Below are 21,253 nucleotides of genomic sequence, written 5' to 3'. Positions count from 1 at the left end.
CCGCGCGGCAGACCCCGGCCCCGATCCGCCCCGGCAAACCCCTTGCTGCCGCACCACGACCAGGAGAACGCTGGGAGGCGTCCCCGCCGCCGCACCAGCCGCAGCGCGAAGGAGCGCCCGCATGACCGCATCGGTGAGCACCCAGGACGTCGACGGCCTGCGCGCCCGGTTCTCGGGCCGCGTCGTGGAGCCGGGCGACCCGGACTACGACGCCCTCCGGGTGGTCGTCCTCGGCGGCGTCGACCCGCGCCCCGCGGTGATCGCCCGACCGCACGACGACGCGGACGTGGCCGCGGCGGTCGCGTTCGCCCGGGACACCGGCCTGCCGCTCGCGGTGCGCAGCGGCGGGCACAGCGGTGCGGGGCACGGCACGGTCGACGACGGCCTGGTGATCGACCTGCGCGACATGCGCGCCGTCGACGTGGACCCCGGGGACCGCACGGCGTGGGTCCAGGCCGGCGCGACCGCCGGCGAGACCACGGCCGCCACGGCGGCGCACGGGCTCGCGGTCGGGTTCGGCGACACGGGCTCGGTCGGCGTCTCGGGCATCACCCTGGGCGGCGGGGTCGGCTTCCTGTCCCGGTCGCACGGCCTCACGGTGGACAACCTGCTGGCCGCCGACGTGGTGCTCGCGGACGGCCGGGTGGTGCGCGCGGACGCCGACCAGCACCCCGACCTGTTCTGGGCGCTGCGCGGGGGTGGCGGGAACTTCGGGGTCGTGACCCGGCTGCGGTTCCGGCTGCACCCGCTCGACGGCGTGACCGGCGGGATGCTGCTGCTGCCCGCGACGCCGGCGGTGCTCGCCGGGTTCGTCGCGGCGCTGCGGGACGGTCCCGACGCGCTCACCGCGATCGTGAACGTGATGCCGTGCCCGCCGCTGCCGTTCGTGCCCGCGGAGCGGCACGGCGTGCTGTCGGTGATGGCGCTGGTCTGCTGGTCCGGACCCGCGGAGGGCGCCGACGCCGCGCTCGCGCCGGTCCGCGCGCTCGCCGAGCCGATCGCCGACCTGGTCCGCCCGGTCGCCTACCCCGAGCTGTTCCCGCCCGGCGACCCGGAGTACCACCCGACCGCCGTGGCCCGCACGCTGCTGCTGGACGACGTCGACCTGCCGCTGGCCGAGGCCGTCGTCGAGCGGCTCGGGCAGCTCGACGGGATGCGGGTCGTCCAGCTGCGGGCGCTCGGCGGGGCGATCGGGCGGGTGCCGGCGGACGCCACCGCGTTCGCGCACCGGTCGAGCCGGCTCATGGGGAACGTCGCGGCGTTCGTGACGGGTCCGCAGGACCGGGCGGCCCGCACCGCGTGGGTCGAGGACACGGTCGCGCTGCTCGACCAGGGCGACGCGGGCGCGTACGTGAACTTCCTCGGCGACGAGGGACCGGAGCGGGTGCGCGCGGCGTACCCGGGCGCGACGTGGGACCGGCTGGCGGCCGTCAAGGCGGCGTACGACCCCGGCAACCTGTTCCGGCGGAACCAGAACGTGCCGCCGGCGGGTGACCTCGCCCCGCGGACGGGGCGCGGGCGTCATCGCCGCGCACCCGCCCGCGGCGGACGCGGCGGCCGGACGGCGGCGTGCGTGGGCGGCGGCGGGGCGACGACGTACCCCGCGTCCGCGGACCCGTAGACGACGAGCGCCCCGGGCCGGTGGTGCCACAGCCAGGCCAGGTGCGCGCACAGCACCGCGTCGAGCTCGTCCTCCACCCGGTCGAGGTCGCCCGGCCCCGGGTCCGCGACCACCGCGCGCAGGTGCGCCCACCGCGGGCTGTCGCCCACCCGCAGCCCCGGCACCGACTCCAGGTGCCCGACGAGCGCCGCGAACCCGGCCCGCCGCCGCTCTCGCGGACCCCTCTTGTAGTCCAGCCGGTACGGCAGCCCGAACAGGGCGACCAGCGCGGGGTGCGGGTACACCTCGAGGCAGACCGTGCGGCCCGCGCCGCCCACCGGGGTCGCCGGGTCGACCGCCCAGCCGAACCGCTCGGCCAGCCGCCACGCGCGCGGGTCCGCTCCCCCGGAGGTGCCCCGGTTGGCCGTGTGCGCCGACGCGCCGTAGGCGCCGAACGCGCGCCCGATCGCCCGCTCCGCCTCGCGCTGCCCGGTCGCGTTCGGCACGACCAGCGGGGCGTCGACGCCGACCACCGCGACCGTGCCGTCGAGGCGGCCCAGCCACGCCGCGATCTCGTCGTCGGTGCGGCACGACCCCGAGTCGAGCAGGCGGCCGGCGTCGTCGACGACCGCGAGACCGGTGACGCCGGTGGACCACGCGAGGTCGAGGCCGACGTGCAGCGCGGTGGTCGTCACGCGCCCGAGCCTACGGAGGACCCGGACCGTGCCTCACCCCGGCCGGGCGACGCCCGGTCACGCGCCCGCGCGGTGGGATCGGCGCATGACCGCGCACCCGCACCCCGGCCACGAGCACCCGCATGCCTGCTGCGCCCCCGGCCCCGCACCGCGCACCACCGGCGACGCGTCGTCGGCACCCGGCCCCGCGGCCGCCCGCACCCCCGGCACCGCCGCCGACCTCCTCGCCCTCCCCGGCGGCGAGTTCGTCATGGGCCACGACGGTCCCGACGGCTACCCGGAGGACGGCGAGGGCCCGGCGCACCGCGTCCGCCTGGCCCCGTTCCGGATCGACGCCACCGCGGTGACGAACGCGCGGTTCGCCGCGTTCGCCGCCGCGACCGGCCACGTGACGCAGGCCGAGCGCGACGGGTGGTCGTTCGTGTTCGCGGGCCTGCTCCCCGACGACTTCCCGCCGACGCGCGGCGTGGTCGGGGCGCCGTGGTGGCGGCAGGTCGAGGGAGCCGACTGGCGGCACCCGCGCGGGCCCCGCTCGGACCTGGACGGGATCGCCGACCACCCCGTCGTGCACGTGACCTGGGACGACGCGGCGCGGTTCGCCGCGTGGGCGGGCGGGCGCCTGCCCACGGAGGCGGAGTGGGAGTACGCGGCGCGCGGCGGCCTGACCGGCGTGCACTACCCGTGGGGCGCCGAGCGCGAACCGGGCGGCCGGCACCGGATGAACGTCTGGCAGGGCGACTTCCCCGCGCGCGACACCGCCGAGGACGGCTACGCCGGCACGGCGCCGGTCGACGCCTACCCGCCGAACGGCTTCGGGCTGTCCGGGACCACCGGCAACGTGTGGGAGTGGTGCGGCGACTGGTTCGCCGCGGACACCTACCGCGCCGGCCCGCGCACCGACCCGCGAGGTCCCGCGCGCGGTGACCGGCGCGTGCTGCGCGGGGGGTCGTACCTGTGCCACGCGTCGTACTGCTTCCGGTACCGCGTCGACGCCCGCAGCTCGAGCACACCGGACTCGGCCGCCGGGAACGTCGGGTTCCGGTGCGCCGCGGACGCCTGACGCCGCGACCGGTGGTCGCCGGGACGCCCGTCGCGGGTGAGGCGACCCCGCACCCGGCCTCCGTAGCGTGCGAGGCACGTGCCCCGACCCGTTGGAGACCCGCCATGCGCCCCGACACGCACGCCCGCACGATCCTGCCGATCCCGGACCGGGTGCCGACGGGGCTCGTCACCTACGACGCCAAGGACCCCGAGACGGCGTTCCCGCCCATCGAGCCGCTGCTGCCGCCGGAGGGCGCGCCGAACGTGCTCGTGGTGCTGCTGGACGACGTCGGCTTCGGCGCGCCCAGCACGTTCGGCGGCCCGTGCCGGACCCCGACGGCCGACCGGCTCGCCGCCGGCGGGCTGCGGTTCAACCGGTTCCACACCACCGCGCTCTGCGCGCCGACGCGGCAGGCTCTGCTGACGGGCCGCAACCACCACTCGGTCGGGATGGGCAGCATCACGGAGACGGCGACGTCCGCGCCCGGCAACTCGTCCCTGCGCCCCAACACGATGGCCCCGCTCGCGAAGACCCTGCGGCTGAACGGCTACGCGACGGCGCAGTTCGGCAAGTGCCACGAGGTGCCGGTGTGGCAGACGTCGCCGGTCGGGCCGTTCGACGCCTGGCCGACGGGCGGCGGCGGGTTCGAGACGTTCTACGGCTTCATCGGCGGCGAGAACAACCAGTGGGACCCGGCGCTGTACGAGGGCACGACGCCTGTCGAGCCGCCGGCGACGCCCGAGGAGGGCTACCACCTCACCGAGGACCTCGCCGACCGCGCGACCGCGTGGATGCGCATGCAGCGCGCCCTCACGCCGGACCGGCCGTTCTTCGTCTACTTCGCCCCGGGCGCCACCCACGCCCCGCACCACGTCGACGCCGCCTGGATCGACCGGTACGCCGGCCAGTTCGACGACGGCTGGGACGTCCAGCGGGAGCGGACCTTCGCGCGCCAGGTCGAGCTCGGCGTGGTCCCGCCGGACGCCGAGCTGACGCCCCGGCACGAGGAGATCCCGGCCTGGGACGCGATGCCGGAGGACCTCAAGCCCGTGCTGGCCCGGCAGATGGAGACCTACGCGGGGTTCCTCGAGCACACCGACGCCCAGGTGGGGCGGCTCGTCGACACCCTCGAGGAGCTGGGCGAGCTGGACCGGACGATCGTCTACTACATCCTCGGCGACAACGGCGCGTCGGCGGAGGGCACGGTCAACGGCGCGTTCAACGAGATGGCCAACTTCAACGGGATGGCCGCGCTCGAGACGCCGGAGTTCCTGCGCAGCCGGATGGCCGAGCTCGGCTCCCCCAGCTCGTACAACCACTACGCGGTGGGCTGGGCGTGGGCGATGGACACCCCGTACCAGTGGACGAAGCAGGTGGCGTCGCACTGGGGCGGCACCCGCAACGGGACGGTCGTGCACTGGCCCGCCGGCATCGCCGAGCCCGGCGGGCTGCGGTCGCAGTTCACGCACGTGGTCGACATCGCGCCGACGATCCTGGAGGCGGCGGGGCTCCCCGAGCCCGTCTCGGTCGACGGCGTCCAGCAGGCCCCGATCGAGGGCACGTCGATGCTGTACGCCTTCGGCGAGGCCACGGCCCCCGAGCGGCACGACCTGCAGTACTTCGAGATGTTCGGCAACCGCGGGATCTACCACCGGGGCTGGAGCGCCGTCACGAAGCACCGCACCCCGTGGGTCATGGTCGGCGGCACGCTCCCGCCGTTCGACGAGGACGTGTGGGAGCTCTACGACGGCCGGAGCGACTTCAGCCAGGCCCACGACCTGGCGGCCGAGCGCCCGGACCTCCTCGCCCGGCTGCAGCGGCTCTGGCTGATCGAGGCCGTCCGGCACCGCGTGCTGCCCCTGGACGACCGCACGTCCGAGCGCCTCGACCCGGCCGCGGCGGGCCGACCGACCCTCGTGCGCGGGGACACCCAGCTCTTCTACCCGGGGATGGGCCGCCTGTCTGAGAACAGCGTCGTGTCGATCAAGAACCGGTCGTTCGCCGTGACCGCCGAGGTCGACGTCCCGGCCGGCGGCGCCCGCGGCGTGCTCATCGCGCAGGGCGGCAGGTTCGGCGGCTGGGCCGCGTACTGCGCCGACGGCCGGCTCGCGTTCGTCTACAACGTGCTCGGCCTCCGGGAGTTCGTCGTCACGGCCGGCTCCCCGGCCCCCGAGGGGCTGCACCAGCTCCGGGTCGAGCTCGCGTACGACGGCGGCGGCCCGGGGCGCGGCGGCGACGTCACCCTGTACGTCGACGGGGCGCCGGTCGGCGCCGGCCGGGTGGAGGCCACGCAGCCGCTGGTGTTCTCGGCGGACGAGACGACCGACGTCGGCCGCGACACCGGCACGCCGGTCGGCTCCGGCTACACCACCGCCACCAGCCGGTTCACCGGGCGGATCCACTGGGTGCAGCTGGACGTCGGGCCGCTGGACGCCGACCACGTCGTGAGCGCGGAGGAGCGGATGCGGGTGGCGATGGCGCGGCAGTGACCGGCGCCGGCCCCGGACGAGGTTGACGCGACAGGCGCTAGTAAGGATAGGTTGCCCTTACTTCGGCCGCTGGTCCCTGTCACCGACTCCCTGGAGCCACACCCATGCCCACGCGCACCCCCGCACGCCGGTTCGCCGCCGTCCTGACGGCCGCACCGCTCGCCCTCGCCCTCGCGGCGTGCGGCGGCACCGCCGACGCCGGCACCGACGCGGCCGAGACCACCGCGACGCCGACGACGGTCACGATCGAGGACAACCACGGCAGCGTCGAGGTCCCCGTGAACCCGGAGCGCGTCGTCGCGCTCGACAACCACGTGTTCGAGACGCTGTCGGCCTGGGACGTCCCGCTGGTCGCCGCGCCCAAGGGCATCATGGGCGACGGCCTGTGGCCCGAGTACACCGAGGACGACTCGGTGCTGGACGTCGGCACGCACCGGGAGCCGGACCTGGAGTCGGTCGTCGCGGCGGAGCCGGACCTGATCATCGGCGGCTACCGGTTCTCCGACAGCTACGACGACATCGTGGCCCAGAACCCGGACGCGGTCGTGATCGAGCTGCACCCGCGCGACGGCGAGGAGCAGTCCGACGAGCTCGTCCGCCAGGTCGAGGCGCTCGGCCGCATCTTCGACCGCGAGGACGAGGCCGCGCAGATCGTCGCGGACTACGAGCAGGCGATCGCGGACGCCGCGGCGGCGTACGACGGCGAGAGCACCGTCGTCGGCCTGATCACCTCGGGCGGCGAGATCTCCTACAGCGCGCCGGTCACCGGCCGCAGCATCGGCACCCTGTTCCCGACGCTCGGCCTGCGGCCCGCCATCGAGCAGGCGGCCGAGGACACGTCGCACGGCGACGACATCAGCGTCGAGGCGATCGCCGCCGCGAACCCGGACTGGATCATCGTGCTCGACCGCGACGGCGCGGGCGTCGGCGAGGGCGAGTACCGCCCGGCGGCCGAGCTCATCGGCGGCTCCGAGGCGCTGCAGGGCGTCACCGCCGTCGCGCAGGACCAGGTGATCTACCTCGACCCGGACTTCTACCTGACCGAGGACATCCAGGCCTACACCGCGCTGTACGAGCAGGTGGCCCAGGCCTTCTCCGACGCCGCGTGACCCTCGCACCTCCGGCGGCGGACGCCGCCCCGGGCACCCGCCCGGGGCGGCGGTCCGGCGCGCCGCTCCTCGCCGCCGGGCTGGTCACGCTCGCGCTCGTCGTCGCGTCGCTGCTCGTCGGCGTCTACGACCTGCGGGCGGACGGCGGCGGGGAGATGTTCCTCATCACCCGCGTCCCGCGGACGCTCGCGCTCGTGCTGGCCGGCAGCGCGATGGCCGTGAGCGGCCTGGTGCTGCAGCAGCTCACCCAGAACCGGTTCGTCGAGCCCACCACCAGCGGCACCAGCGAGTGGGCGGCCCTCGGCCTGCTGCTCTCGGTGATCCTGCTGCCCTCGGCGGGCATCGCGACCCGGATGGCGATCGCCAGCCTCGCCGCGTTCGCCGGGACCATGGTGTTCCTGGCGGTCCTGCGCCGGGTCCAGGTGCGCTCCACGCTGGTCGTGCCGGTGGTCGGGATCATGCTGGGTGCCGTGGTCAGCTCCGTCACCACGCTGATCGCCGTCTCGACGAACTACCTGCAGCTGCTCGGCACCTGGTTCATGGGCAGCTTCACCAGCGTGGTCCGCGGGCAGTACGAGGTGCTGTGGGTGGTCGCCGCCGTGTGCGTCGCGATCTTCGTCCTCGCCGACCGGCTCACGGTCGCCGGGCTCGGCCGGGACGTCGCGACCGGCCTGGGGCTGCGCTACGACCGGCTGATCCTGGTCGGGACCGCGCTGGTCGCCGTGGCCTCCGGCGTCACGACCGTCGTCGTCGGCTTCCTGCCGTTCCTCGGTCTCGTCGTGCCCAACGTGGTCTCCCTGCTCCGCGGCGACGACCTGCGCTCGAACCTGCCGTGGGTCTGCCTGGGCGGCGTCGCGCTGGTCACCGCCTGCGACCTGGTCGGGCGGACCGTGCGGATGCCGTTCGAGGTGCCCGTCGCGATGGTGCTCGGCCTGGTCGGCGCGGCCGCGTTCATCGCGCTCGTCCTGCGGGTGCGGCGCCGTGGCTGAGGTCGCGACCACGTCCCCGGCTCCCGCACCCGCGACGCCGGCCGGTCGCGCGGCGCCGCCCGCGCGCGCCGCGCGGCTGCGGGCCGTCGCCGGCTCGTACGGCGTCCGGCTCGCGGTCGTCACGCTCGTCGCCCTCGCGGCGGCGGTCGGCGTCCTGACCTACGGCAACCCCGCTCCCCCGGGCTCGCCGGGCTTCTGGGTCATCGTCCGCAGCCGGTTCGCGTCGGTCGGCACGATCCTGGTCGTCGCGTTCTGCCAGGGTGTCGCGACCGTCGTGTTCCACACGGTCACGAACAACCGGATCCTCACCCCGTCGATCCTCGGCTTCGACGCCATGTACCGGGTCATCCAGACGGCGCTGGTGTTCCTGTTCGGCGCGGGCACGCTCGCGGCCACGGACGGTCTCGGCAAGATCGCCCTGCAGAGCCTGCTCATGGTCGGCGTCGCGTCGCTGCTCTACGGGTGGTTGTTCACCGGGACGCGGGCGGACCTGCACCTGCTCCTGCTGGTCGGCGTGGTGCTCGGCATGGGGTTCGGCTCGCTGTCGACGTTCATGCAGCGGCTGCTCACGCCGAGCGAGTTCGACATCCTGTCGGCCCGGCTGTTCGGGAACATCAGCGTCTCGGACGCCTCCTACCTGCCGTGGGGCGCGCTGGTCTGCGTCGTCGTCGGCACCGTGCTGTGGCGGCGCCGGCACGTCCTCGACGTCGTGGCGCTCGGCCGCGGGACGGCGACCAGCCTCGGGGTGCGGCACCAGCGCGAGGTGCTGCTGACGCTGGTCCTGGTCGCCGTGCTCATCTCCGTGTCGACGTCGATGGTCGGCCCGATGACGTTCTTCGGGTTCGTCGTCGCGATGCTCACCTACCAGGTCGTCGGCACCAGCCGGCACGCGCAGACCCTGCCGATGGTCGTCGCCGTCGCGTCCGCCACGCTCCTGCTCGCCTACCTCGTGCTGCGGCACGTGTTCTACGCCGGCGGCCTCGTCTCGGTCATCATCGAGCTCGGCGGCGGCCTGGTGTTCCTCGTCCACCTGCTGCGGAAGGGCCTGCGGTGATCACCCTCGACGGCGTCGCCAAGACCTACGGGGACGTCCACGCCCTCGGACCGGTCGACCTCGAGATCCCCACGGGCGGCGTGACCGCCCTCATCGGCCCGAACGGCGCCGGCAAGTCGACCATGCTGACGATCGTCGGTCGGCTCCTCGGCGCGGACACCGGCCGCGTGACGGTCGGCGGACTCGACGTGGTCACCGCGCGGCCCCGCGACCTCGCGCGGCGGCTGGCGATCCTGCGGCAGGAGAACCACTTCGTCGCCCGGCTGACCGTGCGGCAGCTCGTGCGCCTGGGCCGGTTCCCGCACTCCCAGGGCCGGCTCACCGCCGACGACGAGGCCGCGGTGGACACCGCGCTCGGGTTCCTCGACCTCGCCGACCTGCAGCACCGGTACCTCGACGAGCTGTCCGGCGGGCAGCGGCAGCGCGCGTACGTGGCGATGGTGCTCGCGCAGGACACCGAGTACGTGCTGCTGGACGAGCCGCTCAACAACCTCGACATGCAGCACGCCGTCGCGATGATGGCCCGGCTGCGCCGCGCCGCCGACGAGCTCGGCAAGACCGTGGTGCTGGTCGTGCACGACATCAACTTCGCCTCGGCGTACGCGGACCGGGTGGTGGCGATGACCGAGGGGCGGGTCCGGTACGTCGGGACGCCCCGCGAGGTGATGACGGACGCGGTGCTGTCGGACGTGTTCGCGACGCCGGTGACCGTGGTCGAGGGGCCGGGGTACCCGCTGGCGGTGTACTACCGGGCGTGAGGTGGGTCGTCCGGGTCGTGCCGGGCCCGGGCGACCCGCCCGCACGACCCGGGCCGGCGTCAGGACGCCGCCCGCCGTCGCCCGGCCAGCGCCGCCGCGGCGCCCCCGAGCAGCAGGGCCGCGAGCACGGCGACCTGACCGGCGTGCGCACCGGTCGCCGCGAGCGCCCCCGGGTCGGCCGGGTCCGCCACGCCGCGGGCGCCGCCCGAGCCGGGGTCGGTCCCGGGCAGGCCGGGCACCGGCGCGCCCGGTGCATCCGGTCCGCCCGGCACCTCGCCCCCGCCCGGTGCCCGCGCCCCCGGCTCCGGCCCGAGCAGGATCTCGGTCGGGTTCGGGTTCGGCGCCAGCCGCGCCCCGGTCCCCACCGGCGCCGCGGCGGTCAGCTCCAGCAGTCCGTGCATGTCGACGCTGCCGTCGGCCGCGATGGTCGGCTCGACCGACGTGTCCAGGCTGACGAACCAGTCGTCCCGCACCGGCACCCCGAGCGCGTTGCTGCCGTCCAGGTAGTTGCTCGGGTCCGTCCGGATCGTGTCCACCTGGTCGCGGAGGGAGATCTGGTCGGCGCCGCGCGGTCCGGCCGAGAGGAACCCGGTGACCCGGTAGTCGGTCACCGGGTGCGTGGTCGTGGACAGCGTGAGGTTGTTCTGCTCGTTGGCGTACGCGGTGACCCCGTGCACCGAGCCGTCCGGGCTGGAGTTGCTGGACACGCCCTGGGTGACGTTGCCGTAGGCCACCGAGTTCGTCAGCACGTTGCCGAGCGGGATCGACTCGCCGCCGAGCTTGAAGCCCTTGCCGCTCTGGCCCGAGACCTCCGCCGGGTCGTCGGTCAGGTAGCCGTTCCGGTAGGCGACCGAGTGCTCGATCGCCACCGACCCGTGCGGCCCGAGGGTGGACTTGGCGTACAGGTCGAACCCGTCATCCACGTTGTGGTGCGCGATGCAGTACCGGAACACGTTGCCGTCGCCGACGGTGAGCTTGGCGGCGAACCCGTCGGCGTCGTTGCGCTCCGGGTCGGCGTTGTGGTGCGAGACGCTGGACAGCACGAGGTTGCGCGCCGGCCACATCGACCGCGGCTCGGTGTCGTCGCCGGAGATCTGCAGCCCCGTGTTGCCGTTGTGGTGGGTGTGCAGCCGCTCGACGACGTTGTCGTTCCCCATGACGGAGAACGCCTTCTGCCGCCCGCGGGCGCCGGTCACCTCGAGGTCGTGCACGTGCCAGAAGTCGCCGCGGAGCACGAACCCGCCGTCGGGCGAGCCGGACAGGTCGACCACGACGTGCTCGCCGGGCGCCGAGGTGAGCAGGATGCGCGCGTCGGCGGTCCCGTCGCGTCCCCGCGGGATCACCACCGCCCGCTCGGGGCAGTAGGTGCCGCCGCGCAGCACGACCTGCTGCCCGGGCTGGGCGAAGGCGAGCGCGGTGGCGAGGTCGAGCGGCGCCGCCCGGGTGCCCGTGCCGTCGGGCGAGCCGACGACCCCGCCGTGCGCGACGTCCGCGGCCACGACCGGCGCGACGTGCAGCGCGTCGCCGGGCACCCCGTACCGCCGGACCTCCAGGGCGACCGGCAGCGGCACCGGCTCCGTCGAGCCGAGCCGGACGCCCTCGTCGAGCTCCTGCTCGGCCTCCGGCGCGGGCTCGAGCACGGCGGTGAGGTCGGACCTCCCGTCCGGCAGGCGCAGGGGCACGCGGGCGGGGATGCCCGGCGCGGCCGGCACCGGGCCGCCCAGCACGGCGCCGGCCGCGTCCCGCACGTGCACCGCGCCGCGGACGTTCGACGTGAACCCCGGTGCGTAGTCCCGCGACGGGGTCGTGGCGGCCGAGTCGAGCGCCAGGGCGGGCTCCAGGACCGTCACCGGTCGGGGCACCGCGGGATCGTCGTCGTCGGGGTGCACCGTGGTCAGGCGCAGGTCCGTGACGGTCACCTGGATCTTGCGCCCCGCGAACACCCCCACGGTCATCGCGTCGTCGGTCTGCTGCAGCAGCATGGCCGGGTCGTACGCGATCACCTGGCGGTCCACGTCGTCGCCGAGCCAGGCGTGGAACCCGGTGTTCGACCGGCGCAGCGTGAGCGTGAACGTGTCGCCGGTCAGGATCTTCGGCGGGTTGGCGTTCTGCTCGGTCACGAGGTCGGACCGGAAGCCCCAGTCGAACGCCGCCGAGTCCCGCACGGAGCGCGCGGTGGACGCGACGTCCGGCGCCTCGGTGTAGCCGGAGACGAACCGCCCGCCGGCCGTGCCGTACCGGAACTGGCCGGTCTCCGGGTCGGTCTGCCGGGCGAACGCGGCCGCGGCCGAGTTGAAGTACCGCGCGCCCTTGCTGCCCGGCACGAACGTGTCCAGGGCGATCACGCCGTAGCCGCTCTGGTTGTCCACCGCGGAGGCGTCGTCGACGTGGAACGTCGCGGTGAGCGTGAAGTTCTCCGTCGCCGGGTCGATCTCCGTGTAGTGGTAGACGAACCCGTCCTCGGACTCGGCGATCTTGCCGTCGACCGAGGTCAGCCGCACCGCTCCGTCGTCGAGGACCTCCACCGACCCGGCGTCGGCGCCGGAGCCCGAGACGTTGCCGACGAAGGCGGAGCGCCACGCGCGCGGCTCCGGGTCGTCGGGCGGAGGCGCGGCGACGGCGGCCGGGGCGCACACGAGCACCACGGCGAGCACGGCGGCTCCGAGGACGGGCGGGGTGGGACGGGGACGGGCGCGCACGCGTGCTCCTTCGACGACGTCGTCGTGGACCCGGTGTGCGGCTGTGCCCCGTCCGGGACGAGAAACCGGTTCCTGAGAACCTAACGAGCAGCCCCGACGGCCGTCAACGCCGGATGTCGCGCCGCGCTGCCGCGCGGGACCGGGGGCGTCGGCCTGCCACACTCCCCTGCATGACCGACCAGCTCGTGCCCGGCGCCCTCGCCGACCTCGTCGCCGACCGCCCGTGGTTGCTGGTGCTGCTCGCGGGCGCGGTGGTCCTGGTGCTGCGGCTGCTCGGCCGCGCCGGGGCCCCGCGGGCGCGCCGGGGTGACGTGTGGTTCGCGATGGTGCCGTTCCGGGACGGGACCGGCGCCAAGGACCGGCCGGTCGTGGTGCTCGCGGCGCGCGGGCGGCGGTGCGCGGTGGTCCGGCTGACCTCGCGGGACCAGGACGGGCGCGACGGCTACGCGCGGTCGCCCCGGACCCTGCCGGGCCTGGACCACCGCGGCTGGGTGGACCTGCGCCCGATGGAGCTGCCGCGGACCGCGCTGCGCCGGCGCACCGGGGAGGCCGGGGCGGCGTGGCTGCGCTGGTACGAGGACGCCGCGCGCGACCTGGGGTGACGCGGGGCCCCGGTCGCCGGGAGTGGAAGGTCTGGCCTTCGAGTGGATGGTCACCACGTAGCCGTCGGGGTCGCGGAACGCGAACGTCGTCCCGAACGGGGTCTCGGACGGCGGCTGCACGACCGGCACGCCGGCCGCGACGAGCCGGTCGTGCAGCCCCGCCGCGTCCGGGTGGTGGAACCACACGCCCACGCCGGCACCGAGCGCCCCGGCCGCATCGAGGTCCACGCCCGGGAACGGCTCCCGCACCGCGAAGGAGACGGCGCCGTCCGAGAAGACGACGGCCTGCGGGTTCGGCGCCGGGAGGCGGGTGAGCCCCACGAGCCGCTCGTAGAAGTCGGCGGAGGCGGGAAGGTCGCGCACCTGGAAGGAGACGAAGTCGGGTCCGGACGTGCGGGCGGTCGAGGCGTTCATGTCAACATCCTGACACTGGTTCCCCGGCATGTGTCAAGATGCTGACATGAACGACGCCGACGACGCCGCGGACGCCGCGCTCGCCCAGGAGCTCGGCATCCTGCTCAAGGCCACCCAGGCCGCGCTGAACCAGCGGATGGACGAGGTGCTGCGACCGCTCGGGCTGACGGTGTCGCAGTACGCCTGCCTCAGCACCCTGCAGGCGACGCCGGGCATCACCGGCTCCGAGCTCGCCCGACGGACGTTCGTCTCGCGGCAGTCGATGAACGTGCTGGTGCAGGGCCTGGAGCGGCACGGGCTGGTCGAGCGGGCGGGCGACCCGGGTCCGCGCCGCGAGCGGGCCACCGTCCTGACGCCGGCCGGCACCGGCGCGCTCACCGCGGCGCAGGAGCGCGTCGCCGGGGTCACCGCCCGGATGCTGTCGGGGCTCGACCCGGCGCAGCGCGCGGCCCTGCGCGACGCGCTCACCGCGAGCCGGGACGCGCTGCTCGCCGACGGGTGACGCGCGAGAGGCCCGCCCCCGGGACGGGGACGGGCCTCTCGGCACTCGAGTGGAGGTGGCGGGAATCGAACCCGCGTCCGATGACGTGGAACCAGGGCTTCTCCGGGCGCAGTCTGCAGCTGCTTTTCTCAGCCCCCGCGATCACGCAGACAAGTCGCGGACGGGCTCAGTCACCTGAAAGTCCCCGCAGCCCCGGTGACGAGGACTGCGAGCAGTGGCTCCCTAGATGACGCCAGGATCTGAGTCGGAAGCTAGCTCAGGCTGACGGACTTCGAGGCTCGCTCAGGCGGCGAGGGCGAAGTCGGTGCGCTTGTTATCGGCACCTATGGGTTTACACGGAGCGTTAGCGAGATAACCGTGTGTCCTCGGCCCGCTTCTCCTGGCTCGACGATCACCGTCGAAACCGATCACCCCCATGTGGAGTTGTCAATCGCCGCCGCCCCCGTCCGCTCACCCCGTGGGGGTCCCGGCCGTCGGCTGCAGCAGGTCCAGCATACGTGTCCAACGCGGAGGGCCGCACCGTGATTCCCGCGGCCGTGGCCGCTCGACCTGCGGCGCGCGACCGGTCGCGGCACCATCGGCTCAGACGCCGCCGAGGACCCGGGCGGCGCGCACCGCGCGAAGGACCGACCATGCCGCAGCACGCCGACACCACCCGTCCCGAGGACCGCGACGCCGACCCCCGCGACGGCCGCCACGAGACGCCCACCGAGCGGATGGACCGCAACTGGAACGAGCTGCTCCAGGAGCTGCGCGTCGCGCAGACCGGCGTGCAGATCCTCACCGGCTTCCTGCTGACGGTGCCGTTCCAGCAGCGGTTCCTCGACCTGGACGACTACCAGAAGACGGTCTACCTGGTCCTGGTGGTGCTGGCGGTGACGGCGACGGGGTTCATCGTGGCTCCCGTGTCGCTGCACCGGATCCTGTTCCGCCGGCACCTCAAGCGGGAGCTGGTGGACTCCGCGGACCGGATGGCCCAGACGGGGCTCGCCGCGCTGGCGCTCGTGCTCGCCGGGTCCGCGCTGCTGCTGTTCGACGTGGTCGTGGGCCGGACCGCCGGCCTGGTCGCGGGCGGCGCCACGATCGTCGGCCTGGCCGTGGTGTGGCTCGTCCTCCCGCTGCGCCTGTCGCGGCGCGCTCGGCAGGAGGCCGACTGACTCCGCGCGCGCCGTGGGCGCGACGGGCCCCGGTCAGCCCCGGAGCAGGCGCGCGATCACCCGGGAGCCCGCCGCGGGGGACGCGTGCGGCGAGCCGGTCACCGCGCCGAGCAGCAGCGCGATGTTGGACACGCTGACGACGGCGAGCGCCGTGTCCCAGTCGGCCTCGACCGGCGCCGGGGCCGCGGGGTGCCGGGCGCGGCCCACCTGCCCCGCGAGCTCAGCGAACCCGTCCTCGTAGAACGCGCCGATCTCGGCGCGCGCCTCCGGGTGCCGGACGGCGAACGACAGGATCTCGAGCGCGAGCAGCAGCTGGTCCTCGTCGACCATGCCGTGCAGCGCGTCGGACAGCTCCCCCTCCAGACCCTCGGCCCCGAGGTCGGGCAGGCAGGGCTGGGCGGGCGCGGCGGCGATCTGCCGGCGGGCGACCTCCAGGAACAGCTCGTGCTTGGAGCCGAAGTGCGCGTACACGGCGCCCTTGGTGTACCCGGCGTCGGCGGCGATGTCGCCGAGCGCCGCGCCCTCGTAGCCGTGGCGGGCGAAGGCCCGCGCCGCGGCGTCGAGCAGCTCCTCGCGGGTGCGGTTCGCCCGCTCGGTGCGGCGCTCCTCCGCGCGCCCGCCGGTCCGTCGGCCGACGCTCTCGGAGGCGTCCGCGAGCCCGCGGGACGCCTCGCGCAGGCTCGCCGCGACCGCGTCCGACACCTCGGGGACGACGGACTGCACCTGCCGGCCGATCAGGCGGGTGAGCGCGGCGGTGGCGTCGGCGAGCGCGCGGGTCGCGGCGCCGATCGAGTCGTCCGTGGTCCCGCCGTCGGGGGTCTCGTCGTCCTGCCTGCGCGCCATGCCGTCATCGTAGCCCGACCGCGTACCGATCGGTATGTCGGACCTCGCCCCGGCGGCAGTCAGCCGTGCTACCTGCACGGACGCCGCACAACCCGATCTGGATACCGTCTGGTATCCCCGTCGACATCCTGCTACGTTCCAGCATGTACCGATCGGTATGCGAGCGGTCGGGTCGGACGAACGAGGGAGTGCGGAGATGGGCGCAGCGACGGTGCTGACCGTCCGCGGGCTGCGGAAGCGGTACCGCGGGCGCGGCGGCGTGCAGGCGAACGACGGGATCGACCTGGAGGTGGCGGCCGGCCAGGTCGTCGGCCTGCTCGGCCACAACGGCGCGGGCAAGACGACGCTGGTGAACCAGGTGGTCGGGCTGGTCCGCCCGGACGCGGGCACGATCCACCTCGACGGCGTGGACGCGGTCGCGCAGCCCGCCGAGGCGCGGCGCCGGACCTGCATCCAGGCCCAGGCGAACGTCCCGATCACCGGCCTGACGCCGCGCCGGGCGATCGAGCTGGTCGGGCGCATCCGCGGCGCGGAGCGCACCGCCGTGCGGGCCCGGACGGACGAGCTGCTGGACGCGCTCGACCTGCGACCGTGGGCCGACACCCCGGCCGAGAAGGTGTCCGGCGGCATCGCGCGGCTCACCGCGTTCGCGATGACGGTGGTCGCCCCGGGCCGGCTGGTGGTGCTGGACGAGCCGACCAACGACGTCGACCCGGTCCGCCGCCGACTGCTCTGGGGCCAGATCCGCGCGCTCGCCGACGAGGGCCGGGCCGTGCTGCTGGTCACCCACAACGTGCGCGAGGCGGAGCGGGTGGTCGACCGGCTCGCCGTGCTCGACCGCGGCCGGGTGCTCGCGGACGACACCCCCGCCGGGCTCACCGCGCACCTGCAGGGCACGCTCACCGTCGAGGCGGACCTCTCCCCCGGCGCCGTCGACGCCGGCTGGCGGTGGCACCCCGCCGTACGGGCGGTGTCCGGCGCGCGCGGCCGCGAGGTCGGGACCGTGGGCGCCGCCGACGCCGCGGACGTCGTCCGGTGGGCGCAGGGCGAGGTCGCGGCCCACCGCCTCGAGCGGTACGCGCTGACGCCGGCGTCGCTCGAGGACGTGTACGTCGACCTGGTCGGCCACGAGCACGCCCCGCACGGCGAGACCGCGGGGGTGGCGGCGTGACCACCGTCCAGCAGACGCTGCTGCTCACCCAGTGGCAGTTCCGCCGCCAGGCGACGATGCTGCCGCTGCTCGTCGTGGTGCAGGTGTTCCTCGCGATCGCCACGATCCTCGGCTTCGGGCTCGTCATCGGCGACCCGCCGCCCGAGCAGGCGCTCTACCTCGCGACCGGCGCACCGACCATCACGCTCGTCATGGTCGGGCTGGTGATGACCCCGCAGATGCTCTCCCAGTCCCGCACCGAGGGCAGCCTCGACTGGATGCGCACGCTGCCGGTCCCGCGCGGGTCGTTCCTGGTCAGCGACCTGCTGGTCTGGACGCTCATCGCCCTGCCGGGCATGGTGCTCGGCATCGTCACCGGCGTGCTGCGGTTCGACGTCCACCTGTCCCCGGCGCCGTGGCTGGTGCCCGCGACGCTGCTGGTGTCGCTGACCGCGGCGGCGGTGGGCTACGGCATGGCGTCGCTGCTCAAGCCGACCCTGGCCATGCTGATGACCCAGGTGCTCGTGTTCGTGATCCTGCTGTTCACGCCCGTCAGCTTCCCGGCCGACCGGATGCCCGCCTGGCTGCAGACGGCGCACGAGTGGTTCCCGTTCGAGCCGATGGCCCAGCTCATCCGCTCCGGGCTCGCGCACGACACGTTCTCGATGCCGGGCCGATCGCTCGCCGTGCTGCTCGCCTGGTGCGCCGCGTCCGTGGCGGGCGCGACCTGGGCGCTGCGCCGCCGGGCGTAGCGCCGGTCGCACGGTCCCGCCTCCCCGCCACGGGCGGCGGGACCGTGCCTAGGATCGCGGGCATGCCCTTCCTCGCGACGTCCGCCGGCGCGGCGGAGCACGGCCCGGCCACCCGCCTCGACGACGAGGCCGCGCCGGACGGCACCACCACGCTCTACCTGGTGCGGCACGGTCGCACGGAGTTCAACACCGCCCGGCTGCTGCAGGGCTGGTCGGACTCCCCGCTCACCCAGGACGGCCTGACCGGCGTGCGCGCGACGGCGCGGGTGCTCGCGGGCAGGACGTTCACGGCCGCGTACGCGAGCCCCGCGGGCCGGACCGTCGCCACCGCGCGCGAGCTCCTCGCACCGCACCCCGGCGTCGGGCTCACCACGGACCCCGGCCTGCGGGAGATGCACTTCGGCGACCTGGAGGCGCGGCCCGAGGCGGAGCTGCTGGCGCTCGGCGACCCGGTCGAGCTGTTCGGCGGCATCCTCACCGGCACGTACCCCGGGCTGCCCGGCGCGGAGCGCACCACCGACTACCTGGAGCGCGTCGCCGACGCGTTCGGGCGGATCGAGCGGGAGCACGCGGGCGGCGGCGACGTCCTCGTGGTCAGCCACGGCGTGACCCTGCTGGCCTATCTCGCGATGGCCGGGACCGTCCCGATGGACCCGCTGGCGAACGCGAGCGTGTCGACGGTGCGGATCGGGCCGGACGGCGAGCGGGAGGTGCGCACGTTCGGGTTCGACCCCGCGGCGCAGGGCGCGCCGGGGCTGCCGGTGCCGGGCACGGAGCAGCCGGTGCGGTCGCCGGAGCGACCGGACGCGGGCTGACGCGCCACCCCTGGCCCGCCGCGCCGCCGCCGAGCAGGATGGGCGCCATGGACCTGCCCGTGATGCCGCCCGTGTCCCCGATGCTGGCCAAGGCCGTGCCCGAGATCCCGGACCTCGGCCACACCGAGCCCAAGTGGGACGGGTTCCGCACCATCGTGTTCCGGGACGGCGACGAGGTGGTGCTCGGCAGCCGGAACGGCAAGCCGATGACCCGGTACTTCCCCGAGCTGGTCGAGTCGATCCGGGCCTCGACCCCGGAGCGGTGCGTGCTCGACGGCGAGATCGTGATCGTCCGGGGCGACCGGCTCGACTTCGACGCGCTGCAGCAGCGGATCCACCCGGCGGAGAGCCGGGTCCGGCTGCTCGCGGGCGAGACGCCCGCGTCGTTCGTGGCGTTCGACCTGCTCGCACTCGGCGACGAGGACCTGATGCGCACCCCGTTCGGCGACCGGCGCGCGCGGCTGGTGGACGCGCTCGGCGCGACGATCACCGGCGACGACCCCCGCGTGCACGTCACGCCCGCGACCGGCGACCTCGCGGTGGCGCAGCAGTGGTTCACGCAGTTCGAGGGCGCGGGGCTCGACGGCGTCGTCGCCAAGCCGCTGGACGGCACGTACCAGCCGGACAAGCGCACGATGTTCAAGGTCAAGCACGCCCGCACCGCGGACTGCGTCGTGGCGGGCTTCCGCTGGCACAAGTCCGGCGACGTGCTCGGCTCGCTGCTGCTGGGCCTGTGGACCGACGACGGCCGGCTGCAGCACGTCGGCGTGGCGGCGTCGTTCCCGATGGCCCGGCGCACGGCGCTCGTCGAGGAGCTGGCGCCGCTGCGCGCCGACGACCTGTCCCGGCACCCGTGGGGCGACTGGGCCGACCAGTCGGCGCACGAGGGGAAGCGGATGCCGGGCGCGGTGAGCCGGTGGAACGCGAGCAAGGACCTGTCGTTCGTCCCGCTGCGCCCGGAGCTCGTGGTCGAGGTGGCCTACGACCACATGGAGGGCGACCGGTTCCGGCACACCGCCCAGTTCAAGCGGTGGCGCCCCGACCGCGACCCGGCCACCTGCACCTACGCGCAGCTGGAGGAGCCGGTGAACTTCCGGCTGTCGGAGATCCTCGCGCCGCCGGCCTGACCGCTCGGCGCGCGCTCCGCCCGGGCCGCTCGTAGGGTCGGACGGGTCCTGAGAACCGACGCGGAAGGACCCCCGATGAGCACCGGCGTCCCCTCACGCACCCCCGGCAAGCCGCACGACGTCGTCGTGATCGGGTCCGGTTTCGGCGGCTTGTTCGCGACGAAGGCCCTGGCGGACGCGCCGGTCCGGGTCACCGTGATCGACGGCACCGCCACGCACCTGTTCCAGCCGCTGCTGTACCAGGTCGCCACCGGGGTGCTGTCGGTCGGCGAGATCTCCCCCGCCACCCGCGACGTGCTCAAGAGCCAGCGGAACGCCCGGGTGCTGCTGGGCGTCGTCACCGACATCGACCTGGACGAGCGGGTCGTCGTGTCGTCCTCGCCGCTCGGCGAGACGCGCACCCGGTACGACAGCCTGGTGGTCGCGGCCGGTTCGGGGCAGTCCTACTTCGGCAACGACCAGTTCGCCGACTTCGCGCCCGGCCTGAAGAGCATCGACGACGCGCTCGAGATCCGCGGGCGGGTGTTCGGGGCGTTCGAGCTCGCCGAGCTCGCGACCGACCCCGCCGAGCGCGCGCGGCTGACCACGTTCGTCGTCGTCGGCGCCGGCCCCACGGGCGTCGAGATGGCGGGCCAGCTCGCCGAGCTCGCGCACCGGTCGCTGCGCGGGTCGTTCCGCAGCCTCGACCCGACCCAGGCGCGCATCCTGCTGGTCGACCCGGTGCCGAAGGTGCTCCCGGGCAACCCGGAGGAGCTGCAGGACGCGGCCGCGCGGGTGCTGGAGGGGCTCGGCGTCGAGCTGCTGATGGGCCACAAGGTCGTCGACGTCGACGACGAGTCCGTCACCGTCGAGGACGGCGACGGCAACCGCACCACCATCGAGGCGCAGACCAAGGTCTGGGCCGCCGGCGTGCAGGCCTCGCCGCTCGGCCGGCAGCTCGGCGAGAAGACCGGCGCCGAGGTCGACCGCGCCGGCCGCGTGCGGGTGGAGCCGAACGGCTCGCTCCCGGGCCACCCGGAGGTGTTCGTCGTCGGCGACATGGCCCTGCGCCCGGGGGTGCCGGGCGTCGCGCCCGCCGCCATGCAGACCGGGCGGTACGCCGCGCAGGAGATCGTCCGCCGCGTGCAGGGCGAGCCCAGCGCCGGACCCTTCCGGTACAAGGACAAGGGCTCGCTGGCGACGGTGTCCCGGTTCCAGGCCGTCGCGAAGATCGGGCCGGTCAAGACGGCCGGGTTCGGCGCGTGGCTGCTGTGGCTCGGCGTCCACCTGTTCTACCTGGTCGGGTTCAAGAACCGCGTCACGACGCTGCTGCACTGGGCGGTGAGCTTCATCGGCCGCGGCCGGTCCGAGCGCACGGCGACCTGGCAGCAGGTGGTCGGCCGCGGCGCCCTGCGGACCCGGGGGGTCGACAAGCCGACCGTCCCGACCCGCGAGGTGCTGGGCGACTGAGCGCCCG

Annotated in this window: 18 protein-coding genes, 1 other RNA gene and 1 pseudogene; 15 read left to right on the top strand and 5 right to left on the bottom strand. The window is 74.9% G+C overall.

All coding sequences use genetic code 11. The annotated features are described in order from the left end of the window. Positions 1-121 precede the first annotated feature (121 nt). Complete coding sequence (locus tag MHY85_RS06710; RefSeq protein ID WP_239194460.1) at positions 122-1,621, top strand: FAD-binding oxidoreductase; 1,500 nt, start codon at positions 122-124, stop codon at positions 1,619-1,621. Here MHY85_RS06710 and MHY85_RS06705 read toward each other — a convergent pair. Continuing rightward, on the bottom strand, positions 1,522-2,295 hold the full coding sequence (locus tag MHY85_RS06705) for a DUF429 domain-containing protein (protein WP_239194457.1): 774 nt from the start codon (positions 2,293-2,295) through the stop codon (positions 1,522-1,524). The two genes, MHY85_RS06710 and MHY85_RS06705, sit on opposite strands and share 100 nt — an antisense overlap. Positions 2,296-2,380: 85 nt before the next feature. Here MHY85_RS06705 and MHY85_RS06700 point away from each other — a divergent pair, with 85 nt between their 5' ends. From MHY85_RS06700 to MHY85_RS06675, 6 genes are all read left to right on the top strand, one after another. Then, positions 2,381-3,355, top strand: a complete 975-nt coding sequence (locus tag MHY85_RS06700) for a formylglycine-generating enzyme family protein (RefSeq protein ID WP_239194454.1) — start codon at positions 2,381-2,383, stop codon at positions 3,353-3,355. A gap of 104 nt (positions 3,356-3,459) precedes the next feature. Continuing rightward, complete coding sequence (locus MHY85_RS06695; RefSeq protein ID WP_239194451.1) at positions 3,460-5,826, top strand: arylsulfatase; 2,367 nt, start codon at positions 3,460-3,462, stop codon at positions 5,824-5,826. Between the two features lie 104 nt (positions 5,827-5,930). Next, positions 5,931-6,935 (top strand): siderophore ABC transporter substrate-binding protein, encoded by a 1,005-nt coding sequence (locus MHY85_RS06690; RefSeq protein WP_239194428.1) that lies wholly within the window; start codon positions 5,931-5,933, stop codon positions 6,933-6,935. Next, positions 6,932-7,924, top strand: a complete 993-nt coding sequence (locus MHY85_RS06685) for an ABC transporter permease (RefSeq protein WP_239194426.1) — start codon at positions 6,932-6,934, stop codon at positions 7,922-7,924. Before MHY85_RS06690 ends, MHY85_RS06685 begins: the two co-directional genes overlap by 4 nt. Beyond that, complete coding sequence (locus tag MHY85_RS06680) at positions 7,917-8,978, top strand: iron chelate uptake ABC transporter family permease subunit (RefSeq protein WP_239194424.1); 1,062 nt, start codon at positions 7,917-7,919, stop codon at positions 8,976-8,978. Before MHY85_RS06685 ends, MHY85_RS06680 begins: the two co-directional genes overlap by 8 nt. Further along, positions 8,975-9,736, top strand: coding sequence for an ABC transporter ATP-binding protein (locus tag MHY85_RS06675; RefSeq protein ID WP_239194422.1), 762 nt, complete (start codon positions 8,975-8,977; stop codon positions 9,734-9,736). Before MHY85_RS06680 ends, MHY85_RS06675 begins: the two co-directional genes overlap by 4 nt. 59 nt (positions 9,737-9,795) lie before the next feature. On the opposite strand, the gene MHY85_RS06670 is transcribed toward MHY85_RS06675, so the two are convergent. Further along, positions 9,796-12,435 carry a right-handed parallel beta-helix repeat-containing protein gene (locus MHY85_RS06670; RefSeq protein ID WP_239194420.1) on the bottom strand — a complete coding sequence of 880 codons (2,640 nt, stop codon included), beginning with the start codon at positions 12,433-12,435 and terminating at the stop codon, positions 9,796-9,798. A gap of 170 nt (positions 12,436-12,605) precedes the next feature. Here MHY85_RS06670 and MHY85_RS06665 point away from each other — a divergent pair, with 170 nt between their 5' ends. After that, on the top strand, positions 12,606-13,037 hold the full coding sequence (locus MHY85_RS06665; protein WP_239194463.1) for a hypothetical protein: 432 nt from the start codon (positions 12,606-12,608) through the stop codon (positions 13,035-13,037). Positions 13,038-13,100: 63 nt separating this feature from the next. Here the strand turns inward: MHY85_RS06665 and MHY85_RS06660 are convergent. After that, a pseudogene (locus MHY85_RS06660) lies at positions 13,101-13,451 on the bottom strand (VOC family protein); the annotation flags it as partial. Between the two features lie 46 nt (positions 13,452-13,497). Between MHY85_RS06660 and MHY85_RS06655 the strand changes: the two are divergent. After that, positions 13,498-13,953 carry a MarR family winged helix-turn-helix transcriptional regulator gene (locus MHY85_RS06655; RefSeq protein ID WP_239194418.1) on the top strand — a complete coding sequence of 152 codons (456 nt, stop codon included), beginning with the start codon at positions 13,498-13,500 and terminating at the stop codon, positions 13,951-13,953. A gap of 47 nt (positions 13,954-14,000) precedes the next feature. On the opposite strand, the gene ssrA is transcribed toward MHY85_RS06655, so the two are convergent. Next, positions 14,001-14,368, bottom strand: a transfer-messenger RNA (tmRNA) gene (ssrA, locus tag MHY85_RS06650). A gap of 217 nt (positions 14,369-14,585) precedes the next feature. Between ssrA and MHY85_RS06645 the strand changes: the two genes are divergently transcribed. Then, the gene (locus MHY85_RS06645; protein ID WP_239194416.1) at positions 14,586-15,110 is read left to right on the top strand and encodes a DUF6328 family protein; all 525 of its coding nucleotides are present in this window, start codon (positions 14,586-14,588) and stop codon (positions 15,108-15,110) included. 33 nt (positions 15,111-15,143) lie between these two features. Here MHY85_RS06645 and MHY85_RS06640 read toward each other — a convergent pair whose 3' ends face one another. Further along, positions 15,144-15,953, bottom strand: a complete 810-nt coding sequence (locus tag MHY85_RS06640; protein ID WP_239194414.1) for a TetR/AcrR family transcriptional regulator — start codon at positions 15,951-15,953, stop codon at positions 15,144-15,146. A 196-nt stretch (positions 15,954-16,149) separates the two neighbouring features. Here MHY85_RS06640 and MHY85_RS06635 point away from each other — a divergent pair, with 196 nt between their 5' ends. From MHY85_RS06635 to MHY85_RS06615, 5 genes are all read left to right on the top strand, one after another. Further along, positions 16,150-17,124: an ABC transporter ATP-binding protein gene (locus MHY85_RS06635; protein ID WP_239194412.1), complete on the top strand. Its 975-nt coding sequence runs from the start codon at positions 16,150-16,152 to the stop codon at positions 17,122-17,124. Further along, a complete protein-coding gene (locus MHY85_RS06630; RefSeq protein ID WP_239194410.1) occupies positions 17,121-17,855 on the top strand; it encodes an ABC transporter permease in 735 nt (244 codons plus the stop codon). The genes MHY85_RS06635 and MHY85_RS06630 overlap by 4 nt, the downstream gene beginning before the upstream one ends. A 62-nt stretch (positions 17,856-17,917) precedes the next feature. Then, on the top strand, positions 17,918-18,670 hold the full coding sequence (locus MHY85_RS06625) for a histidine phosphatase family protein (RefSeq protein ID WP_239194408.1): 753 nt from the start codon (positions 17,918-17,920) through the stop codon (positions 18,668-18,670). A 47-nt stretch (positions 18,671-18,717) separates the two neighbouring features. Beyond that, positions 18,718-19,797, top strand: coding sequence for an ATP-dependent DNA ligase (locus MHY85_RS06620; protein ID WP_239194406.1), 1,080 nt, complete (start codon positions 18,718-18,720; stop codon positions 19,795-19,797). Between the two features lie 75 nt (positions 19,798-19,872). Beyond that, a complete protein-coding gene (locus MHY85_RS06615; RefSeq protein ID WP_239194404.1) occupies positions 19,873-21,246 on the top strand; it encodes an NAD(P)/FAD-dependent oxidoreductase in 1,374 nt (457 codons plus the stop codon). Positions 21,247-21,253: the final 7 nt, after the last annotated feature.

It is taken from the genome of Cellulomonas sp. ACRRI, from assembly GCF_022346185.1.
GTDB lineage: Bacteria > Actinomycetota > Actinomycetes > Actinomycetales > Cellulomonadaceae > Cellulomonas.
This window is presented reverse-complemented; position numbering and strand designations above follow the sequence as displayed.